23 protein-coding genes are annotated in these 20,865 nt (G+C 63.6%); 20 read left to right on the top strand and 3 right to left on the bottom strand.

From position 1 onward, the window contains the following. Positions 1-5: 5 nt before the first annotated feature. The 15 genes from WD767_06820 (at position 6) to rpsU (ending at position 13,776) form a co-directional block, all read left to right on the top strand. Positions 6-686 (top strand): winged helix-turn-helix domain-containing protein, encoded by a 681-nt coding sequence (locus tag WD767_06820; protein MEX2615790.1) that lies wholly within the window; start codon positions 6-8, stop codon positions 684-686. 80 nt (positions 687-766) lie between these two features. Continuing rightward, complete coding sequence (locus WD767_06815; protein ID MEX2615789.1) at positions 767-991, top strand: hypothetical protein; 225 nt, start codon at positions 767-769, stop codon at positions 989-991. A 21-nt stretch (positions 992-1,012) separates the two neighbouring features. Further along, a complete protein-coding gene (locus WD767_06810) occupies positions 1,013-2,407 on the top strand; it encodes an FAD-dependent oxidoreductase (GenBank protein MEX2615788.1) in 1,395 nt (464 codons plus the stop codon). Then, entirely contained in the window at positions 2,404-4,026 is a 1,623-nt protein-coding gene (locus WD767_06805; protein MEX2615787.1) for a GMC family oxidoreductase N-terminal domain-containing protein, read from the top strand. The genes WD767_06810 and WD767_06805 overlap by 4 nt, the downstream gene beginning before the upstream one ends. Positions 4,027-4,045: 19 nt before the next feature. Next, on the top strand, positions 4,046-4,969 hold the full coding sequence (locus WD767_06800) for an ABC transporter substrate-binding protein (GenBank protein MEX2615786.1): 924 nt from the start codon (positions 4,046-4,048) through the stop codon (positions 4,967-4,969). A gap of 7 nt (positions 4,970-4,976) precedes the next feature. Further along, on the top strand, positions 4,977-6,704 hold the full coding sequence (locus tag WD767_06795; GenBank protein ID MEX2615785.1) for an FAD-binding protein: 1,728 nt from the start codon (positions 4,977-4,979) through the stop codon (positions 6,702-6,704). Continuing rightward, positions 6,701-7,042 (top strand): 2Fe-2S iron-sulfur cluster-binding protein, encoded by a 342-nt coding sequence (locus WD767_06790; GenBank protein ID MEX2615784.1) that lies wholly within the window; start codon positions 6,701-6,703, stop codon positions 7,040-7,042. Before WD767_06795 ends, WD767_06790 begins: the two co-directional genes overlap by 4 nt. A gap of 32 nt (positions 7,043-7,074) precedes the next feature. Continuing rightward, complete coding sequence (locus WD767_06785; GenBank protein MEX2615783.1) at positions 7,075-7,824, top strand: glucose 1-dehydrogenase; 750 nt, start codon at positions 7,075-7,077, stop codon at positions 7,822-7,824. Between the two features lie 167 nt (positions 7,825-7,991). After that, positions 7,992-9,014: a TRAP transporter substrate-binding protein DctP gene (gene dctP / locus WD767_06780; GenBank protein MEX2615782.1), complete on the top strand. Its 1,023-nt coding sequence runs from the start codon at positions 7,992-7,994 to the stop codon at positions 9,012-9,014. 84 nt (positions 9,015-9,098) lie between these two features. Further along, the gene (locus WD767_06775) at positions 9,099-9,626 is read left to right on the top strand and encodes a TRAP transporter small permease (GenBank protein ID MEX2615781.1); all 528 of its coding nucleotides are present in this window, start codon (positions 9,099-9,101) and stop codon (positions 9,624-9,626) included. Further along, the gene (locus tag WD767_06770) at positions 9,623-10,936 is read left to right on the top strand and encodes a TRAP transporter large permease (protein ID MEX2615780.1); all 1,314 of its coding nucleotides are present in this window, start codon (positions 9,623-9,625) and stop codon (positions 10,934-10,936) included. Before WD767_06775 ends, WD767_06770 begins: the two co-directional genes overlap by 4 nt. Positions 10,937-11,119: 183 nt before the next feature. Beyond that, positions 11,120-11,434 carry a co-chaperone GroES gene (gene groES, locus WD767_06765; protein ID MEX2615779.1) on the top strand — a complete coding sequence of 105 codons (315 nt, stop codon included), beginning with the start codon at positions 11,120-11,122 and terminating at the stop codon, positions 11,432-11,434. A gap of 17 nt (positions 11,435-11,451) precedes the next feature. After that, positions 11,452-13,083: a chaperonin GroEL gene (gene groL / locus WD767_06760; GenBank protein MEX2615778.1), complete on the top strand. Its 1,632-nt coding sequence runs from the start codon at positions 11,452-11,454 to the stop codon at positions 13,081-13,083. A gap of 24 nt (positions 13,084-13,107) precedes the next feature. Further along, positions 13,108-13,401 carry a hypothetical protein gene (locus WD767_06755; GenBank protein MEX2615777.1) on the top strand — a complete coding sequence of 98 codons (294 nt, stop codon included), beginning with the start codon at positions 13,108-13,110 and terminating at the stop codon, positions 13,399-13,401. A gap of 168 nt (positions 13,402-13,569) precedes the next feature. Further along, positions 13,570-13,776 (top strand): 30S ribosomal protein S21, encoded by a 207-nt coding sequence (gene rpsU, locus WD767_06750; protein MEX2615776.1) that lies wholly within the window; start codon positions 13,570-13,572, stop codon positions 13,774-13,776. Between the two features lie 116 nt (positions 13,777-13,892). Here rpsU and ppa read toward each other — a convergent pair whose 3' ends face one another. From ppa to WD767_06735, 3 genes are all read right to left on the bottom strand, one after another. After that, positions 13,893-14,423 carry an inorganic diphosphatase gene (gene ppa, locus WD767_06745; GenBank protein ID MEX2615775.1) on the bottom strand — a complete coding sequence of 177 codons (531 nt, stop codon included), beginning with the start codon at positions 14,421-14,423 and terminating at the stop codon, positions 13,893-13,895. Between the two features lie 37 nt (positions 14,424-14,460). Beyond that, the gene (locus WD767_06740; protein ID MEX2615774.1) at positions 14,461-15,270 is read right to left on the bottom strand and encodes a glucosaminidase domain-containing protein; all 810 of its coding nucleotides are present in this window, start codon (positions 15,268-15,270) and stop codon (positions 14,461-14,463) included. A 69-nt stretch (positions 15,271-15,339) separates the two neighbouring features. Then, positions 15,340-15,939: a hypothetical protein gene (locus WD767_06735; GenBank protein ID MEX2615773.1), complete on the bottom strand. Its 600-nt coding sequence runs from the start codon at positions 15,937-15,939 to the stop codon at positions 15,340-15,342. Positions 15,940-16,071: 132 nt separating this feature from the next. Between WD767_06735 and WD767_06730 the strand changes: the two genes are divergently transcribed. The 5 genes from WD767_06730 to WD767_06710 all read left to right on the top strand — a co-directional run. After that, positions 16,072-17,745, top strand: coding sequence for a thiamine pyrophosphate-dependent enzyme (locus tag WD767_06730; protein MEX2615772.1), 1,674 nt, complete (start codon positions 16,072-16,074; stop codon positions 17,743-17,745). Between the two features lie 90 nt (positions 17,746-17,835). Then, positions 17,836-18,894 carry a TRAP transporter substrate-binding protein gene (locus tag WD767_06725; GenBank protein MEX2615771.1) on the top strand — a complete coding sequence of 353 codons (1,059 nt, stop codon included), beginning with the start codon at positions 17,836-17,838 and terminating at the stop codon, positions 18,892-18,894. Between the two features lie 114 nt (positions 18,895-19,008). Next, entirely contained in the window at positions 19,009-19,326 is a 318-nt protein-coding gene (locus tag WD767_06720) for a metalloregulator ArsR/SmtB family transcription factor (protein ID MEX2615770.1), read from the top strand. 55 nt (positions 19,327-19,381) lie between these two features. After that, positions 19,382-20,416 (top strand): permease, encoded by a 1,035-nt coding sequence (locus WD767_06715; protein ID MEX2615769.1) that lies wholly within the window; start codon positions 19,382-19,384, stop codon positions 20,414-20,416. Positions 20,417-20,671: 255 nt separating this feature from the next. After that, a partial coding sequence (locus WD767_06710) for a transposase (protein ID MEX2615768.1) occupies positions 20,672-20,865 on the top strand: 194 nt, incomplete at its 3' end.

Below are 20,865 nucleotides of genomic sequence, written 5' to 3'. Positions count from 1 at the left end.
GAACCATGAAAGAAGGACCGGACATCGCATTACTGGGATCGCTGATTGGCGATCCGGCGCGCGCCAACATGCTGACCGCGCTGATGAGCGGCAAGGCGCTGACCGCCAGCGAGCTTGCCGCCGAAGCCGGCGTCACCGCGCAGACCGCCAGTTCCCATCTGGGCAAACTGGAAAGCGCCGGGCTGCTGCGGCAGCGCAAACAGGGGCGGCACCGCTATTTTTCACTGGCGGATGACGAGGTGGGCAGCGTTCTGGAAGCCATGATGGGGCTGGCGGCAAAGCGCGGGCATACGCGCACGCGCACCGGCCCAAGGGATCCGGCGCTACGCAAGGCGCGGGTCTGCTACAACCACCTTGCTGGGGATTTCGGCGTCCGGATGTTCGATCACCTGCTGGCCCGGAAGCACCTCGTCGTCGCCGGGGACGGCCTCGACCTGAGCGCCGCGGGCGACGCCTTCGCCCGGGAATTCGGAATCGATATCGCATCCCTGGGCAAGGGCCGCCGCCCGCTGTGCAAATCCTGTCTCGACTGGAGCGCGCGCCGTACCCATCTGGCGGGATCGCTGGGTACCGCCTTCCTGAACCGATTCTACGAACTCGGCTGGGCCGAACGGCAGGCGGATTCCCGGGTGGTTACATTCACCGCGAATGGCGAAAGACGGTTTACGGAGCTGTTTACCGCTTAGCAGGTTGCGGAAGAATTGCTTCCGTCGCGCCGTTCCGTAAACTCGGACTTCAGGCAGTTCAAATTCTGGGAGAATTCACAATGGAACAGTATCCGGCCGTCGGCTTCATGGTCCGGCACGGGAACGTGCTGGCTGTCCTCGCCGGACTTGCGCCCGTCATCCTGGTCGCCGCAGGCATTGCGTTGGGCGGCTGGCACTGGAGCTGGGGCATCGCCGGGATCGCCGCCGGGATCGGGGTCGGCTTCGGCGTGCGGGTCTTCGCCGAACTGGTGCGGATCATCGTCGACATGCTGCTGCCGCAATAGCATCAGGAAAGGAAAATCCGAATGTCGGACGAGATCATCATTATCGGGGGCGGGCTGGCGGGGCTGAGCGCGGCCAACCGCGCCCTCGCGCTGGGGCTGAAGGCAACGGTGCTGGAACAGGGCAGCGACGCGGATTATTTCTGTAATTCGCGCATCGCCGGCGGGATCGTCCATGTCGCCTTCCGCGATGTGACCAGGGACGTGGCGGATATCCTCGCCACCGTAACGGGCCAGACCGGCGTGAACGACGCGACCGCGCATGCCGGGCTGCTGGCGGAGGAAGGCGCGCGGGCGCTGGCCTGGATCCGCGAGGAAGGCGCCAAGTTCATCAAGGGCGGCCAGTTCGAATTCATGCGCTGGATCATGGCGCCGCCCCGCCGGCGCACCGCCGGGCTGGACTGGCAGGGCCGTGGTCCGGACGTGACGCTGCGGCGCCTGGCCGCCAATCTGGAAAAACGCGGCGGCGCCTTGCGCCGGGGCGTGCGCGCGACGGAACTGATCGTCGAGGACGGCGCGGTGAAAGGCGTCGTCACCGACTCCGGCGAACGGATCGCGGTGCGCGCGGTGGTGATCGCCGATGGCGGGTTCCAGACCAACCCGGATCTGGTGCGCAAGTATATTTCCCCGCAGCCGGAAAAACTGATCCAGCGGGGCGCCGGCACCGGCTTCGGCGCGGGCCTGCTGATGGCGGAAGCCGCCGGCGCGGCGCTGGTCGGCATGGACCGGTTCTACGGGCATCTGCTGGGTCAGCAGGCCTTCGAAAACGACCAGCTGTGGCCCTATCCGATCGTCGACCCGATCGCGCAGGCATCGATCCTGGTCGACAAATCCGGCAACCGTTTCACCGATGAAGGGCTGGGCGGCGTCTATATGGCGAACGAAGTGGCGAAACTGGCCGACCCGCTGGCCGCCACCGCGATCTTCGACGAGGCCGTCTGGACCGGCGTCGCCGCCGACAACCGTTACCCGCCCTGCATGAACCCGGTCTTCGAACAGGCCGGCGGCACGGTGCTGCAAGCGCCGGACCTCGCCGGGCTGGCCGCGCAGATCGGCGTGCCTGCCGAAGGGCTGCAACGGACAGTGGCCGAATACAACGCGGCGATCGCGACAGGTTCGGTGGCGTCCCTGTCCCCCACGCGAAGCACCCATCGCGCCGAACCGCAACCCATCGCGACGGCGCCCTTCCGGGCGATCCCGGTCTGTGCGGGGATCACCTATACCATGGGCGGTATCGCCATCGACCGCGACGGCAGGGCGCAGCACCGTGACGGCGGCGCCATCGCCGGGCTGTATGCGGCGGGATCGTCCACCGGCGGGTTCGAGGGCGGCCCCAACGCCGCCTATATCGGCGGATTGTCCAAAGCCATCGTCACCGGCCTGCGGGCCGCGGAATCCATTGCCGGGAAGAGCCCATGACCGACGTCTTCGACTACATCGTCATTGGCGCGGGCTCGGCCGGGTCGGTGCTCTCCAACCGCCTGTCGGCGGGCAGCGACACCGTCTGCGTACTGGAGGCGGGGCCGGTCGACTGGAACCCGTTCATCCATATCCCCGCCGGATTCATGAAGACGCTGGTCAACCCCGCCGTGAACTGGCTGTACGAGGCCGAACCCAGCGAAGGCACCGCCGGCCGCCGCATCCATGCGCCGCGCGGCAAGACCCTGGGCGGCTCCAGCTCGATCAACGGGCATATCTACAATCGTGGTCAGCGGATGGATTTCGACAGTTGGGCGCAAAGGGGTAATCGCGGCTGGGGCTATGCGGATATCCTGCCCTATTTCCAGCGCACCGAACGCCGTATCGGCAAGGGCGACAACACCTATCGCGGCCGCGACGGCGGGCTGACCGTCACCGATATCGACTGGCGGCACCCGCTTTGCGACGCCTTCATCGACGGCGTCGTGAAGATGGGCATCCCGCTGAACCCCGACTACAACGGCGCGACGCAGGAAGGCGTCGGCTATTTCCAGCGCGCCCTGTTCAACGGCCGCCGGGTCAGCGCCGCGCGCGCCTTCCTGCATCCCGCCAAATCCCGGCAGACGCTGGACGTCCGCACCAAAGCGCATGTGCAGCGCATCCTGTTCGAGGGCAAGCGCGCCGTCGGCATCCTGTACAGGCGCGGCGGCCAGGATGTGGAAATCCGCGCGCGCAAGGAAATCATCCTCTCCGGCGGGGCGGTGAATTCGCCGCAGATGCTGCAGATTTCCGGCGTCGGCCCGGCCAGGCTGTTGCAGAACCTTGGCGTGCCGGTCCTGCATGACCTGCCGGCGGTCGGGGAAAACCTGTGCGACCATTACCCGGTTCGGCTTGTTGCGCGGGTTAAGAACCAGAAGACCGTGAACGAACAGGTGCGCGGGCTGAACCTCGTTGCGGAAGCCGCGAAATACGTGCTGTTCCGCAAGGGCGTGCTGACCCTGTCGCCGACCCTGGTGCATATCTTCTGGAAATCGCACGAGGCGCTGGACAAGGGCGACCTGCAGATGACCTTCACCCCCGCCAGCTACAGGGAAGGCGTGCAGTCGCAGCTTGATGACTTCCCCGGCATGACCGTCGCCGCCTGGCAGCAGCGCCCGGAAAGCATGGGCTATGTCCGCGCCAGATCCGCCAGCGCGATGGACAAGCCGGCGATCCAGCCGAACTACCTGGCGCATGAAACCGACCGGCGCGTGCTGTTGGGCGGCATACGGCTGGGCCGCAGGATGCTGGAAACGCCGGAACTGGCGCCGTTCTACGACCGCGAGGAATATCCCGGCCCGCCGCTGCAGACCGACGACGAGCTGATCGACTTCGCCCGCCAGCGCGGCACCACCGCCTTCCACCTGATGGGCACCTGCCGCATGGGCCCGGAAGGCGACCGCAGCACGGTGGTCAGCGACGAATTGAAGGTGCACGGCATCGAAGGGCTGCGCGTCGTCGATGCCTCGATCATGCCGGCGATGCCGTCGGCGAACACGAACGCATCGACCCTGATGATCGCCGAAAAAGCCGCCGACATGATCCTGGGGAAACCGCCTTTACCGGCGGCGGCGGTTTAGGGACAGGAAGGAACATGCCGTGAAAGTCGCCCTGCCGGACCTTGTGTCCAATTCATATTTCCCCGCCATCGCGGCGATCGAACTCGGTTTCTTTCGCGCGGAAGGGCTCGATATGTCGCTTGAGCTGATCCACCCGGTCCCGGCGACCTTCGAGGCGCTGCGCGACGGCAAGGTCGATTTCGTCGCCGGCTCCGCCCATGCGCCGCTCTGGGCCTTTCCGCGCTGGGCGGGATCGAAACTTGTCTGTTCGCTGGCGCAGGGCATGTACTGGTTCCTGATGATGCGCAGCGACCTGAAGGTCGAACGCGGCGACCTGACAGCGCTGCGCGGGCGGCGCATCGTCGCGGCGAACGGCGTCGACCTGGGCTTGCGCGGGTTGCTGAAGGAAGCCGGCATCGATACGGACGCCGAAGGTATCGAAATCGGCCCCCTGCCCGGCGGCGTCGCGAAGGGCGTTTCCTTCGGTGTCGCGGCGGTCGATGCGCTGGCGGCGGGCGCCGTCGACGGGCTGTGGGCCAACGGCATGGCGGCGGAGAAAGCCGTTACCAGCGGCGTCGCCAGCATCGTGCTGGACGTCCGGCGCGGCGACGGTCCGCCCGCCGCCTTCCATTTCACCCAGCCCGCGCTGGTCACGACGGACAGGCTCATCGCCGAGCAGCCAGATGCGGTCGCCGCCGCCGTGCGCGCCATCGTGAAGACGCAACAGGCGCTGAAAGCCGATCCGGGCCTCGCGACCGATGTCGGCCGCAGGCTGTTCCCGGAAACCGAAGCCGGGCTGATCCGCCGGCTGATCGAACGGGACCTGCCCTATTACGACCCGGCGGTAAGCGAGGAATTCACGACCGGGATGAGCCGATTCGCCTCGATGATGGGCATGACCGATGCGCCGGTGCCGCACGGTGAAATCGTCGCCACGCGGTATCGCGACCTCTGGAAAGGCTGAGCCCTGCATGGCTGACGCTGACACCCATCTGGAAACCGACGTGCTGGTGGTCGGCGCGGGCGGGGCCGGCATGTACGCCGCCATCGCCGCGGCGCGCGGCGGTGCGCGGGTGCTGCTGCTGGACAAGAGCCTGGTGGGTCGTGGCGGAGCGACGATCATGGCGCAGATGACGGTCGCCGTGGCGATGGGCGAGCAGGCGCCGGATCACTGGACCCGCCACCATGCCGATACGCTGACCGCCGGGCGCGGGCTGTGCGACGAGGTGCTGGCCGCCCTGCTGTGCCGCGAAGGCCCGGACCGCATCCGCGAGATGGACGAATGGGGCGTCGGCTGGACGCGCGAGGACGGCCACCTGAAACAGGTCATGGCGCCGGGGCATGACCGGCCGCGCTGCGTCTTTGTCGACTTCCTCAATACCGGTCCGGCGGTTGCGAAGACGCTGCGCGGGAAGGTCGCGAAGACCGACGGCATCACCCGCGTCAGCAACCTTTCCGTTACATCGCTGGTTACCCATGACGGACGCGTTGCGGGCGCCGTTGCGCTGGATCTGGCCAAAGGAAACCCGGTTACCATCGCGGCGGGGGCGGTGGTCCTGGCGGCGGGCGGGTTGACCCGGCTGTACCGGCGCAACAGCGCCTCGGTGAACATGGGCGGCGAATCGTATGCCCTGGCGCTGGATGCCGGGGCGTCGCTGATCGACATGGAATTCGTGCAGTTCTTCCCCATCGGGCATCTGGCGCCGCGCCTTGTCGGCATGGATCCGATCATGTGGGACCCGTTCCGCTACAAGCTGGGCGGGCGGCTGCTGAACGGCAATATGGAAGAATTCATCCACCATTACGGCGCAACCGATTCCGGCGCCTACACCGCGCCGCGCGACGTCACATCCTACGCCATCGTCCGGGAAGTGGCGGCCGGGCGCGGGTCGCCGCATGGCGGCGCGTATCTGAGCTTCGAACATATTGGTGAAGCCGCCTTGCGCGACGCCTTCGGCCCCGTCATCGACAGGCTGGCCCGCAACGGCATCGATCTGGCCCAGGGCCCGGTCGAGGTTGCCCCCATCGCGCATTACCACATGGGCGGCATCCGTGTGGACGAACGCATGGCGTCGGATGTGCCTGGCCTCTATGCGGCGGGCGAAGCTGTCGGCGGCGCCAATGGCGCCAACCGGCTTTCGGGCAACGCGATCACCGAGGCGCTGGTATTCGGCGAGGTCGCCGGCCGCAACGCCGCGCGGGACCGTATCGCGCCGGTATGGGACGCGGCATGGGCGGAAAAAGCCGTCAGCGACATCACGCGTCTGTCCATGCCCATCGACACCGCGAGCGGCCCGGCATTCGGGATATTATTCAGCGAGTTGCAAAACCTGCTCTGGGACAAGGTCGGCCTGTCGCGCGACGAGCAGCGGCTGACGGCGGCGTTGTCCCGCATCCGGAACATGCGGTCCGTCGACCTGCCCGCCCTGCACCCGCGCGATTCCGGCCCGTTCGCTATGGGGGTGCAGGAATGGTTCGACCTGCGCGCGGCGCTGGCCACGGCGGAGGCGATCACCGTATCGGCCCTGAACCGCACCGAAAGCCGCGGCGCGCACCAGCGCGAGGACATGCCCGCGACCGACCCCGCGCAGGCGCATAACCAGCGCATCCGGCGCGCGGGAGACGACGAACTGGTTCTGGACACCATACCCGTGCGCCGCGCCACTATCGATACGGTAAGCCGGGGAGCCGCCGAATGACCGACACCGTCGCCGTCACCATACAGCGCGGCGCGGCGGGCGAGACGCCGCGCGACGATATCTTCACGGTGCCCTACCGCGAGGGCATGTCGCTGCTGGACGCGCTGATCTGGATCCGCGCCCATGCGGACCCGACGCTCGCCTTCCGCTATAGCTGTATCAACGCCAATTCCTGCAAGGAATGCGTGGTCAGTGTCGAAGGCAGGACCGAATATGCCTGCACCACGCGGCTGACCGGCGGCGCGGTAAGCGTTCGGCCGATTGGCAACAAGCGCCTGCTGCGCGACCTCGCGACCGACACGGTGCCGCCGAAGGAAAAATTTGCGGCGCAGGATTAAAAGAACGGAACCCAAAACAGGGAGGAAACAACATGCGGCTGGGTAACAAGGTAGCCATCGTCACCGGCGCCGCGTCCGGCATGGGGGCGGCGACGGCGCGGCTGTTTGCGCGCGAAGGTGCCAGGGTCGTCGTCGCGGATCTGATGGTAAGCGAGGGCAAGACCGTCGCGGCGGAAATCGCCGCATCCGGCGGCGAGGCAATGTTCCGGAAACTCGACGTGACCAGCGAGACGGACTGGGCCGCCGTCGTATCGGAAACATTATCTGCCTTTGGCCGGCTCGATATCCTGGTCAACAATGCCGGGATCAGCGGCAGCACGCCGGACCTGTTGAACGTGGAGACCTGGAATCAGCAGATGCACGTCAACGCCGGCGGCGTGTTCCTGGGCATGCGCGCCGTGATCCCCGCCATGCGACAAGCCGGCGGCGGTGCGATCGTCAACATCTCGTCGATCTCCGGCGTCGTCGGCCAGCGCGTCGTGCATATGGGCTATAACGCCGCCAAGGGCGCCATCCGGACCGCCACGAAATCCGCCGCCGTGCAGTTCGCCCGCGACGGAATCCGCGTCAATTCCGTCCATCCCGGGGTGATGCCGCCGATGCGGACTTCGCAACAGACCGCCGATCCGGCGATTCGGGCGAAGATGATGGCCGCAATCCCCATGGGCCGCGAAGGCCGAATAGAAGAAGTCGCCAACGCCAACCTGTTCCTCGCCAGCGATGACGCATCCTATATCACCGGCGCCGAACTGGCCGTGGACGGAGGCTACCTGGCGCAATAGAAGCTCGCCGCGATGCAGCATGCGTTTAGGTTGCGCGCGCGGCCCGGTTCAGCCAGACTTTCGGTCCTGCTAATCGTTGAGGTTCGGAAATCGCACCGGGAATAGGCCCGGGCCGCGGATACGTGGGAAACATGCCGGCGGAAAACCGGTTAATTCGGGAGGAAACAATGCCAATTCGACAGAAACTGGCGCTGCTTGCCGGCGCCGCGACAATGGCCGGAATGGTCCTGGCCGGCAGTGCCGGCGCCAAGGAACTGAAATATGTCACCTTCAAGCCGCAGGCCGCGAATGACGCCCATTCGCTGACGCTGCAGTGGTTCGTCGATGAATTCGCCAAGCGGACCGGCGGCAAGCATACGATAAAGGTCTTCTGGGGCGGCAGCGTCGCCCAGGTGAAGGAAGTGCCCGATGCCCTGGAAACAGGCATTGGCGATCTGGGCGATATCGTGGTGCCGTATTTCCAGGACAAGTTCCTGATCAACGGCGTCGTCACCTTCTTCTCGCCGCAGCCCCATTCCGAAATCGAACTCGGCCAGAAGCTCATCCAGTGGTACGAGCAGTATCCGCAGTTCGACGACGAAATGAAAAAGTACAACACAAGGATCATCGCCTGGCGCCCGCTTGAAGACTACGGGATCATGTGCGTGAAACCGATCAATACGCCGGAGGACTTCAAGGGGCTGCGCATCCGCAGCTATGGCCATGCCCTGCCGCGCCTGATCGAGCAACTGGGCGGCACCCCGGTGTCGATGACGACCAGCGACGCCTATGAGGCGCTGGAACGCAACATTCTGGATTGTACGCCTACCGGCGTGACGCTGGCCCGCGGCTGGAAGTTCGAGGAAGTGGCCAAGTATTATGTGAAGGTGAAGCTCGGCGCCAACTGGGGGCATTTCATTGGAATGAACCGGGACAGCTATGATGCGCTGGACGACCAGACCAGGGCGATCCTGGACGGCCTGGGCAAGGAATATGTTGTCCATTACGTCAACGTCCTGAGCCGCCTGACCGAGGAAATTCTGGCGGAATGGAAGAAATCGGGCGTCGAGGTCCTGCCCTTCCCGGAAGGACCGGTTGCGGAAGCCGTGAAGAGCGACGCGGTGAAGAAGATCCGTCAGGACTGGATCGACCGGGCCAGCAAGAGCGGCCTGCCCGCGGCTGAACTGGCCGAATATTTCGCATTCCAGTAAAGCATCCTGGAACCCCGCCCCCGCGCCTTCACCGGTTGCGGGGGCGGGGTTTGTCTCAACCGCGACCGACGGCGGAATTCCGATATGACTGACAGTTTCGAGCGCCTGTATCAGGCCTATGGCAAAGTCGTCACCTTTTTCGCCGTGCTGGCGGGCATGGTCACTTTCGCCACCATGTGGCTGATCGACGCCAACGTCCTGATGCGCAAGTTTTTCAATACCCCGGTACAGGGCTCCTTTGAACTGACCGAAGCCGGGCTTGTGCTGATCGTCTTCCTGTCGCTCGCCTATACCCAGTACAAGCGCGGCCATATCCGGGTCACGCTGCTGACGCGCCACCTGCCGATCGCCGTTCAGCACCGGCTGTATATCATCGTGCTGTTCGTCGGCGCGCTGTTCTTCGCATGGTGTTCCTACGCCGCATATACCAACGCGATCCGTTCCTACGGCATGAACGAACAGGAATGGGGGGTGATCCAGTTGCCCATCTGGCCGCTGAAATCGGCGATCGTCCTGGGCACGGCGCTGATCTCCGTTCAATACCTGCTGGACGCCATCCGCCACTGCTTCGTGACACGCGGATTATTGCCGCCGGCAGGAGAGGAACCATGAGCGGCATCGAAATCGGCCTCTTCGGGATCGTCGCCCTGGTCGTCTGCATCCTTTCGGGCATGAATGTGATGGTCGCGCTGGGCGTGGTCGGCACGGTCGGGCTGGGCGTGATCGCCGGGCCGAACGGCACGCTGGGCGTGCTGCGCGCCGTGTTCTACGACACGACGCACAGTTTCCATTTCAGTGTCATCCCCATGTTCCTAATGATGGGATTCTTTGCAATGCGCGCCGGCCTGGGCGAGGACCTGTTCGAGGCGGCGACCCGATGGCTTGGCGGCATGCGCGGCGGGCTCGCCATCGCCACAACGGGCGGCGCCGCCGCCTTCGGCGCGGCCTCGGGTTCCAGTATCGGCACCACCACGCTGTTCACCAGGCTGGCCCTGCCGGAAATGCTGGACCGGGGCTACGACCCCCGCCTCGCATCGGCGTCCATCGCCATTTCCGGGACCCTGGCGGTCATGATTCCGCCGTCCGCGCTCGTCGTGGTCTACGGCATCCTGACCGAATCCAGCATCGGCGCGCTGCTCATCGCCGGCGTCTTTCCGGGCCTCGTTTTTGCGTTCCTGCTAGGCCTGGCCACATGGTTATGGGTCCGCATCAACCCGGCGCTGGCGCCGCTCATTCCCAACACGTCCACCTTCAGGGAACGCATGTGGTCGCTGCGTCTCGCGGGGCCGCTGCTGCTGCTGATCATCGGGATCATCGGCGGCCTTTATGCCGGCGTATTCACCCCGACCGAAGCCGGGGCCATCGGCGCCCTGGCGACCTTCATCATGGCCATCATCCGCCAGCGGAGCATCCGCGGCATCGGCATCCCCAAAGTTGTCAGCGATACGGTCCAGACGACAGCCATGATCTTCGGAATCATCGTGACGGCGCTGGTCTTCTCCAAATTCCTGGCGCTCAGCGGCCTGGCGGGCGCCATCGGCGATTTCCTGACCACGGCCGATGTCAACCGCTGGGTCATCGTGTTGCTGGTGACGATCCTGTACCTGTTCCTCGGCATGATGATGGATGCACCGCCGCTGTTGGCGATCAGCCTGCCGATCACCCATCCGGTCATGATGGAGCTGGGATTCGACCCGATCTGGTTCGGTATCTATGTCGTCCTGCTATGCGAAATCGGCGCCGTAACGCCGCCGGTCGGCATCAACTGCTTCGTTGTCCAGGGGGCATCGGAAGGACGGGTCCGGCTGGAGGAAATCTTCAAGGGCCTGCTGCCGTATATCGGCGCCGGGCTGGTCATGCTGCTGATACTCTGCCTGTTCCCGCAATTGGCCCTGTACCTGCCCAATACCATGCGCGGCTGACCTGCCATCGGGTAATGCGGTGCGCCCGTCAGCCCGATACGCGGCGACCAAAAAAAGTCACAACCTGTCTTGACGCGGAATTCGCGAGTTATTATCTCCTCGGCTGAATTTAGCACTCTATGGTCTTGAGTGCTAAAATCCTGACAAACCGCATTTCGTGCCGGAAAGAGAGGAGGCAAATCCATGAAGTTCAGGCCATTGCACGACCGTGTCGTGGTCCGTCGAATTGACGAGGACGAGAAGACAGCCGGCGGGATCATCATTCCCGATACCGCCAAGGAAAAGCCGATGCAGGGCGAAATCATCGCGGTCGGGCCGGGCGCGCGGAACGACGCGGGTGATATCGTCGCGCCGGACGTGAAGGCGGGTGACCGGGTCCTGTTCGGGAAATGGTCCGGAACCGAAGTGAAGATTGACGGCGACGAACTGCTGATCATGAAGGAAAGCGATATCATGGGCGTACTGTCAGACGCGAAAGGCGTCTCGGCGGCGGCCTGACCGGAGAGGAAGCAAAAATGGCTGCAAAGGAAGTCAAGTTTTCAACCGACGCCCGCACACGGATGCTCAAGGGCGTCGATATTCTGGCGGATGCCGTCAAGGTCACGCTGGGGCCGAAGGGGCGCAATGTGGTGCTCGAGAAGTCGTTCGGCGCGCCGCGGATCACCAAGGACGGCGTGACGGTCGCCAAGGAAATCGAACTGAAGGACAAGTTCGAGAACATGGGCGCCCAGATGGTGCGCGAGGTAGCGAGCAAGACCAACGATGTCGCCGGTGACGGCACGACGACCGCCACGGTCCTGGCCCAGGCGATCGTGCGCGAGGGCGTGAAGGCGGTTGCCGCGGGAATCAACCCGATGGACCTGAAACGCGGCATCGACGTCGCGGTGGACGCGGTCGTCGCGGACCTGAAGAAGCGTTCGCGAAAAATCAGCTCCAACGGGGAAATCTCACAGGTCGGCACGATTTCGGCCAATGGAGATACCGAAATCGGCAGGATCCTGGCCGAGGCCATGCAGAAGGTCGGAAATGAAGGCGTCATCACGGTGGAAGAAGCCAAGAGCCTCGAAACCGAACTGGATGTCGTGGAAGGCATGCAGTTCGACCGCGGCTACCTGTCGCCCTATTTCGTGACCAATCCGGAGAAGATGCAGGTCCTGCTCGAGGAACCCTACATCCTGATCCACGAAGCGAAGCTGTCCAACCTGCAGGCGCTGCTGCCGGTGCTAGAGGCCATCGTGAAGACGGGCAAGCCGTTGCTGATCATCGCCGAGGATGTCGAGGGCGAGGCGCTGGCGACCCTGGTGGTCAACCGCCTGCGCGGCGGGTTGAAGGTCGCCGCCGTGAAGGCGCCGGGCTTCGGCGACCGCCGCAAGGCGATGCTGCAGGACGTCGCGGTCCTGACGGCGGGGCAGGTCGTTTCCGAGGAACTCGGCATCAAGCTGGAAAATGTCAGCCTGGACATGCTGGGCCGCGCCAAGCGCGTCGAGATCGACAAGGACAACAGCACCATTGTCGATGGCGCCGGCAGCAAGAAGGACATTGCGGCGCGCTGCGCCCAGATCCGCGCCCAGATCGAGGAAACCACCTCGGACTACGACCGCGAGAAGCTGCAGGAACGTCTGGCGAAACTGGCCGGCGGCGTCGCGGTCATCCGTGTCGGCGGTGCGACCGAAGTCGAAGTGAAGGAACGCAAGGACCGTGTCGACGATGCAATGAACGCAACCCGCGCGGCGGTCGAGGAAGGTATCGTCGCCGGCGGCGGGGTCGCGTTGCTGAAATCGATAAAGGCGCTGGATTCGCTGAAGGCGGCGAATGACGCCCAGCGCGTCGGCATCGACATCATCCGTCGCGCGATTCAGGCGCCCGCGAAGCAGATTGTCGAAAACGCCGGGGTCGATGGCGCTGTGGTCGCCGGAAAGCTTCTCGAATCGAATGAAGCGAACTGGGGCTATGACGCCCAGACAGGAACCTACGGCGACCTGGTGAAAGCGGGCATCATCGACCCGGCCAAGGTTGTCCGGACGGCGCTGCAGGATGCCGCATCCGTGGCCGGCCTGCTGATCACGACCGAGGCAATGATCGCCGAAAAGCCGGAACCGAAAACGGCGGCGCCGGCCATGCCCGATATGGGCGGCATGGATTTCTGATCCGCCGCGCGGAACCGAACCCGCATGAAGGGCCGCGTCGCAGGATGCGGCCCTTTTCTCTTCTTTTGTCAATCGTTATGCATCTTGCGCGGACTCTGCAATCCGGAAGCATTCTGCCAGCAGGCGCGTGCGGACCAGGCGGCACTGGTGGCCCGGCCCGGGCGATACAGCGGCGTTCGTCAGTTCGAACTGACATGCGATTCACGGCGCCGGGATGGCCAGAAGACGACATTTTCCCATAATTCCTTGTTAAAAAGGGACTCTTTGAAAAAACGACCAGAGCAGTATTTCCGCTATTTTGATGAATATCCTGATTGACGCCCGCGCCGGCTCGTATAATCTGGCGCGATTCAATTGCCATGGGAGGCGGCCTGTTATCCGGCCAGGCATTGCTTGTCCGCGGAACAGGGGTGTTCCCGTGGTTTCTGTTTTGGTTTGCCGCCTGGCGGCGGTCGGCGCGACCCGTCGGCTTCAGGAGAGTTCGTGATGGTTGAAGTCATCGTACGCAACAACGATGTGGATCAGGCGCTGCGCGTCCTGAAGAAGAAAATGCAGAAAGAAGGCATTTTCCGCGAAATGCGGCTGCGGGAAAATTATGAAAAGCCGTCCGAGCGACGGGCGCGCGACCAGGCGGAAGCCGTGCGGCGGCACCGCAAACTGATGCGCAAACGCATGGAACGCGAAGGTTACTAGATCAGATCGCCTTTTATCTGACGCAATAATTGCGTCAGATAAAAGGCGTGAATCTGCTCTATCACTTTAAATTAAAAGCAAATCGTGGTTTGCTGGACCGCCAAAGGCGGTTCCGGTCAGGTCGTTTTTGCCCGCGCTATTGCTTCCTCGATCATCCGCCTTGCCGTGCCGGCATCCATCCAGTCGCCGATCTTGACCCATTTGCCCGGCTCCAGATCCTTGTAGTGTTCAAAGAAATGCTGGATCTGCTGCAGGGTGATTTCCGGCAGGTCGGAAAAATTGTCGACGCCGTCATAGCGCCGGGTCAGGTGCGATGACGGCACCGCGATGATCTTTTCATCCAGGCCGGATTCGTCTTCCATGATCATCACGCCGATGGGCCGCGCGTTGATGACACAGCCGGGGACGAGCTGGCGGGTATTGCAGACCAGCACGTCGATGGGATCGCCGTCTTCCGACAATGTATGCGGAACGAAGCCGTAATTGCCCGGATAGGTCATCGGCGTATAGAGGAACCGGTCGACCACCAGCACACCGGCATCCTTGTCCAGTTCGTATTTGATCGGCTGTCCGCCGACCGGCACTTCGATCAGCACGTTCACGTCCGCCGGCGGGTTGTTGCCGATGGCGATGGATTCGATGCGCATGGCGTCGTTCCTTTTTTCAGATATCGGTGGCGACGCTTCAATTGGCGAAAAGCCGGATTTCGTCGAAATGGCCAAGTTTCTCAGCCTGGATGACATTTCGCAGGATGCCGCCGTATTGTTCGGGAATTTCCGAATAAGCTGTCAGCAACCCGGTCAGCGCCAGCCCCGTGGCGGGTTTGCCCGACAGACGCATCGCGGCGCGCGCCTGGCGAAACTGGGTATAGGCGTCATGCCTGTTGAGGTTGAGCATATAGGCCGCGACGCCGTGCCCCAGCGATTCGAACTGCATCACCCTGAACCCGACCGCCTTTTCCGGCGCGAGGCCAGGTGCGTCCGGGTCATAGGTCCGCATGCCGAACAGGTTGTTGCCGTGCCGGGCAAAGCGCGAGGTTCCCCAGCCGCTTTCCACCGCCGCCTGCGCCAGAACCAGCGAGGCCGGCACGACATCGACCCGCTGCTTCAGCGCGCCGATATCGCCGGGCTTGACGCCGTAACGTTCATACAGGTCCAGGGGAATGTCATCGGGCTTTTCCAGAACGACCTTGCGTTCGGCGCGGATGCGGTCGTTTTCCCGCGCAACCAGCGGCATCGCGACCCTGAAAAACGCCTGCTTTCGCTCATTCGCCGGCACCACCGACAGGTCGACATCGAACCGGTCGACGAAGGCCGGCGCAACCTGCCCGGTCCTGCGGATGTCGTCCAGCGAGACATCCCGTACCCGATGCAGCGCCATGCTGTCTTCCGGCGCGCGCAGGCCCCGCTCAACGCCCGTATACCAGTATAGCATAAAGGCGCAGGCCAGCACCGCCGCCAGAAAGGCCGGGCGGCCGGATTTCCGAAATCTCACTACGCTGCGCTGCAACATCATGCTTGCGACTTAGACGCTTCGTGTGGCGGAATCAAGGCGAGCAATCACCTATAGGCCGCGCCGCCAGTAGGGAACGTACTGGTTTACCGTTACCACACCGCCCGGCGCCATTTCTTCCAGCGCCGCCACCAGCCCGGCCCCAAGGCCCGCCGTGGCGGCCGCATGCTCGATCAGGAACAGGTGGTCGCCCGGATTGGCCTCATTGCGGTAGAGACGAATCCGCCCGTTTACGGCATCCTGCCAACCGGCGCGTTCCACCAGGCTGGCCTCGTCCATGCTCCGGCAGATCACCGCCGTCAGGCGCTTCGCACGTCCTTCCACCAGTTCGGTGACGCGGTCGCCGGGCCAGAGCTGCGGGCCGGTCATGCGGTAATGCCCCCGCACCGACCGGGTCACCCGCTTGGTCCAGATGCTCGAATTATCGTATCCGATGGCATTGTATTCGGGACAGTGCAGCACATCCGTCGATTCCAGATCATACAGGGCCATGTATCGCGGAAAGCCCGCGGTGCAGACATAGCGCTGCAACACCTCGAATCCCGGCACGGCGGCGCGTTCGGGAAGATGTTCGAGATCGTACCAGTCGTTGAATTCCTCCTCGTTCAGAGGCTGCGGTTCCATCAGCACGAATAAAATGCCCCTCGCCATCGTCTTTTCCCTCCCGATGTCACTATTCACGACCGAAGACTGCGCCCGATACGCCCGCGAGTCGACAGTGGCGATGCGTGGCGATAATGATTGCGGCCCATATATCTTCCCATTCTCAACCGGCAGGCACTCATGACAGACACACCCAACCGCATCACCGGGCGTTCCGCCTTCCTCGCCATCCTGAAGGACGAGGGGATCACCAGGCTGTTCGGTAATCCCGGCACCACCGAACTGCCGATCATGCATGCGCTGCGGGAACATGCCGACCTCGACTTTGTGCTGGCGCTGCAGGAAGCACTGGTCGTCGCGATGGCGGACGGGTATTCACGCGCGTCCGGCGAACTGGTCGCGGTCAATGTGCATGTGGCGCCCGGTCTCGGCAATGCGATGGGGTCGATCTATACCGCCAGGCGATCCAATACGCCGATGATCATCACCGCGGGACAGCAGGAGCAGGGCCACGGGCTGGAAGAACCGCTGCTCTACGATCCGCTGGTGCCGATTGCGACGCCGCTGGTCAAATGGGCGACCGAGGTGACGCGACTGGAGGACCTGCCGCAGATATTGCGCCGCGCGGCAAAGATCGCCACGACCGCACCGACGGGCCCGGTCTTCATCGCCCTGCCCGGCGATATACTGAACGCGGAAGCCGGTATCGACCTCGGCAAATCGACCCGGGTGGACACGCGCGCCCGGCCGTCGGACGAGGCGCTGGAAGGATTCGCCCGACGCATTCTTGCGGCCAAGAATCCGGCGATCATCGCCGGCGAGGAGATCGTCACCAGCGACGCCTTCACCGAAATCGCCGAATTCGCCGACGCGCTGGGCGCGCCCGCCTGGCAGCAGTCGATTGCCTATGGCTCGCATTACCCGTCCGAACACCGCGCCTTCATGGGGTCTGTGCTGCGCAATCAGGCGCAGGTGCGCAAGACGCTGGAGCCCTACGACCTGCTGGTCTTCGTCGGTTCCGACGTGCTGCGCATGTCGGTGTGGCAGGAAACCGACGCGATGCCGGCGGATATGCCGATCGTGCAGATCGGACTGAACGACTGGGAAATGGGCAAGGTCTATCATGCCGAAATCGCCCTGCGCGCGGATGTGAAGGAAACGCTGAAGGTCCTGACGCCGCTGGTGTCCAGGCTGGGCGGCGATGCGCACAGGGCGGTAGCGGAATCGCGCCTCGCCGCGCTGGCCGGCGCCAACTGGACGGCCAAGCGCGCCATCGCGGTGGAAAAGGCCAGGAGCAAGTCGGACAGCGTGCCGATCAATCCCGACTGGCTGATGATGACGATCACCGACACGATCCCGGCCGGCACGGTGGTCGTCGACGAGGGCATCACCAGTTCCGCGCGGCTGATGGATTTCCTGCCCTACCGGGACCGTCACGACTTTTTCGGCATGGTCAGCGGCGGCATCGGCTGGGCTGCGCCGGCAACTGTCGGTATCCAGTTGGCGCAGCCGGAGCGGCCCGTCGTCTCGATCATTGGCGACGGCAGCGCCATGTATTCGATCCAGGCTCTCTGGACGGCGGCGCACCTGAACCTGCCGATCACCTATGTCATCGCCAACAACCGGGGCTACCGGATCCTGAAACAGCGGCTTCTGTCGATGCATGACAATGACAACTTCGTCGGCATGGACATGACCGATCCGCCGATCGACTTCGTCGGGCTGGCGCGATCCCTGGGCATGAGTGCCGAACGCATCACCGAGCCGGGGAATTTCGCCGCGGCCCTTACCGCATCGATTGAAAGCCGGAAGCCCGGTTTGCTGGAGGTTATCGTCGAGGACTCGGTACGGTAAACCCTTGATTGAAGAGACTTTCATAGCCCTCCCCAATATGGTACAGTGATAAAAAACCAATCAATATCAATCTCTTAGGGAGGAACACGTATGGTATCGGTCAAGAAACTGCTGGCAGTCGCGGCTGTCGGTATCAGCTCGGGGCTGGTGGCGCCAATGGCCTCGGCGGAAATCCAGAAAATGGATTTCAAGGTTGTCGGCACATGGCACAACCTGCCGCCCGGTTACATGTTCGAGAAGCCGTTCTGGGACGAGCAGGTCTCCAAACTGTCCGGCGGCAAGATTACCGGCAAGATCAACGCCATCACCGAACTGGGCCTCAAGGGTTTTGAAACCCTGCGCCTGACAAAGATCGGCGTGTTCGACGTCGCCTTCGCATCATACGGCTACGTCGCGTCCGAAGCGCCGGAAATCGAAGGCGCCGATCTTTCCTCCGTCGCCAACAGCTTCGACGAAGCCTACAGGGTCATGAAGGCCTATGAGCCGAACGTGGCCGAGGTTGTCGAAAAGAAATACGGGCTGAAATACCTGTTCAGCTACCCGTTCCCCAGCCAGATGATCTTCTGCAGCAAGCCCGTGACGAAACTGGAAGATATCGCCGGCAAGAAGGTGCGCGTCTACGCCACCACACTGGGCGATTTCGTCGAGGGGCTCGGCGGAACCAGCGTGACGATAGCCTTTGCCGAAGTCGTCCCCGCCCTGCAGAAGGGCGTCGCGGATTGCGGCATCACCGGTTCGATGCCGGCTTATAACGCGAAGTGGCATGAAGTCATCACCCACGCGATGAAGGTGCGTGTCGGCATGGGCATGGCGATGATGGCGATGAACCTGAAAAAGTGGAATTCGCTCAATGCGGACACCCAGAAATTCTTTATCGATCAGTCCGCGCGGCTGGAAAAGGAAATGTGGGCCGCCATGGAAGCGGAGGATGACGAGGCGCTGCGCTGCCTGACCGGCAAGGGCGATTGCTCGCGCGGCCCTGGTGGTTCTGTCGTTATCACGGACCCGAGCCCTGCGGATACAGCGCTGCGTCAGAAGGTGCTCACGGATCACGTGCTGAAGAAATGGGCCGCACGCTGCTCCGAGGAATGCGTCAGGAACTGGAATGCGACGGCCGGCAAGGTGGTCGGCCTCACCGCTGCGAAATAGGAGTCGATCCCCGGGGGGGGGGGCGCGCCCCCCCCCCCCCGGTTGAAGAAATATTCAGTTCCTGTCCTTGCGAATTCATCTTTACATAACTAGTAATTTGGTTATATTTGCCGTATGAAAATCGATGAAACCTCCGCCGCCCGTTCCCTCTCCGCACTCGGCCATGAGGCGCGGTTACGCGTGTTTCGCCTGCTCGTGCGCGCCGGCGCCGATGGATTGAATGTCGGCGAAATCGGCAGCCATGTGGCGCTGCCCGCCTCGACGCTGGCGCATCACCTGTCGACGCTGGTGCAGGCCGGGCTGGTCCTCCAGGAACGCCAGGGCCGGGAAATCATCAATCGCGCCGATTATGCCGCAACGACGGCGCTGGTCGCGTTTCTCACCGACGAATGCTGCATCGGCGTCACCCTGACCGGAGATGCCGCTGCATGACCCAGTATCTTCCCCTTTTTTGCATTGAAATAACGGGAAAACCGGAGATATCGATATGAATGCGATTGCTGTCCGCCTGCGCACGCTCCCTGCATGGGCGAAATTCGACCGCGCCTGGCTGGCGACAGGGCTGATCCTGGCCGCCCTGTTTATTTTCGTGCCGGCGCAGGGCTGGACGAGCCTCCATTTTGCCGCCGGCAACCTGATGGAGACGGCGCCTTACCTGCTGCTGTCCATTGGCATCGCCGCCTATGCCGGCGCCACCGGCGCGGACAACCTGATCGCCCGTGTCTTCACCGGCAATCCCGTCTCGATGATTTTTCTCGCAGCGGCCTTCGGCGGGTTGTCGCCGTTCTGTTCCTGCGGCGTCATTCCCCTGATCGCGGCGCTGCTGGCGATGGGCGTGCCGCTGGCGCCGGTGATGGCGTTCTGGCTTGCCTCGCCGGTCATCGACCCGTCGAGTTTCGTGCTGACCGCCGGCGTGCTGGGCATGGATTTCGCCGTTGCGAAAACGATAACCGCGATCGCGCTCGGCCTGTTTGGCGGCTTCGGCGTGTATGTGCTGGCGAAGGCCGGACGGCTGGTCGATCCGTTGCGCGAAGGCGTCGGCAATGGCAGTTGCGGCGGGGCCGCGGTGCGCGCGCCGAAGCCGGTCGTCTGGAAATTCTGGCGCGACGAGGCGCGGGTGTCCCGGTTTGGCCGCGACGCGCTGAAAACCACCCTGTTCCTCGGCAAGTGGCTGACCCTCGCCTTCGTGCTGGAAAGCCTGATGCTGGCCTATGTGCCGGCCGAATGGATCACCCAGGCGCTGGGCGGAAACGGGATCGGGCCGGTCGCCACCGCGACAATCGTCGGCATCCCCGCCTATCTGAACGGCTACGCGGCGCTGCCGCTGGTATCCGGGCTCATCGAGCAGGGCATGCTACCCGGCGCCGGCATGGCCTTCCTTGTCGCCGGCGGCGTGACCAGCATTCCGGCCGCCATCGCCGTCTTCGCGCTGGTCAAGAAACCGGTCTTCGCGCTCTACATCGCATTTGCGCTCAGCGGCTCCTTCGCTTCGGGCCTGCTGTATCAACTCTGGCTCGCCTGATTTATAGATGGTGTAACTGGCTTCTGGCCAGGTTTGAGTATCGTAGTGGTCATCCCTCACAATGATGATGTTGAACGGAGTCAGGCATTGGGCCTGCCCCAAGCATCCAGGGAGGGATGACCATGGAGAATTATGTCGGAATAGACGTCTCGCTGGAAGCATCAAGTATATGTGTTGTTGACGGATCGGGTGCGGTTTTGCAGGAAGGCAAGGTTTTTAGTGATCCGGAACCGCTGATCGCCTGGCTTTCCGGCCTTGAGGGTTCGGTGGTTCCCAAAAACGACGGTGCAGACCTGCATCGTTCACCTGATCCGCAACTCGCTTGCCTTCGTGTCGTGGAAGGATCGCAAGAAGATCATGCCCGACATCCGGGCGATCTACCGCGCTGAGACCGCCGAGGCGGCAGCGGCCAGGCTGGACGAGTTCGAGGCCAGGTGGGGCACGCAGTA

Source organism: Alphaproteobacteria bacterium (genome assembly GCA_040905865.1).
In the GTDB taxonomy this organism is placed as follows: Bacteria; Pseudomonadota; Alphaproteobacteria; order UBA8366.
The sequence above is the reverse complement of the archived record's forward strand: the minus strand, read 5'-3'. Positions and strand labels throughout refer to the sequence as shown.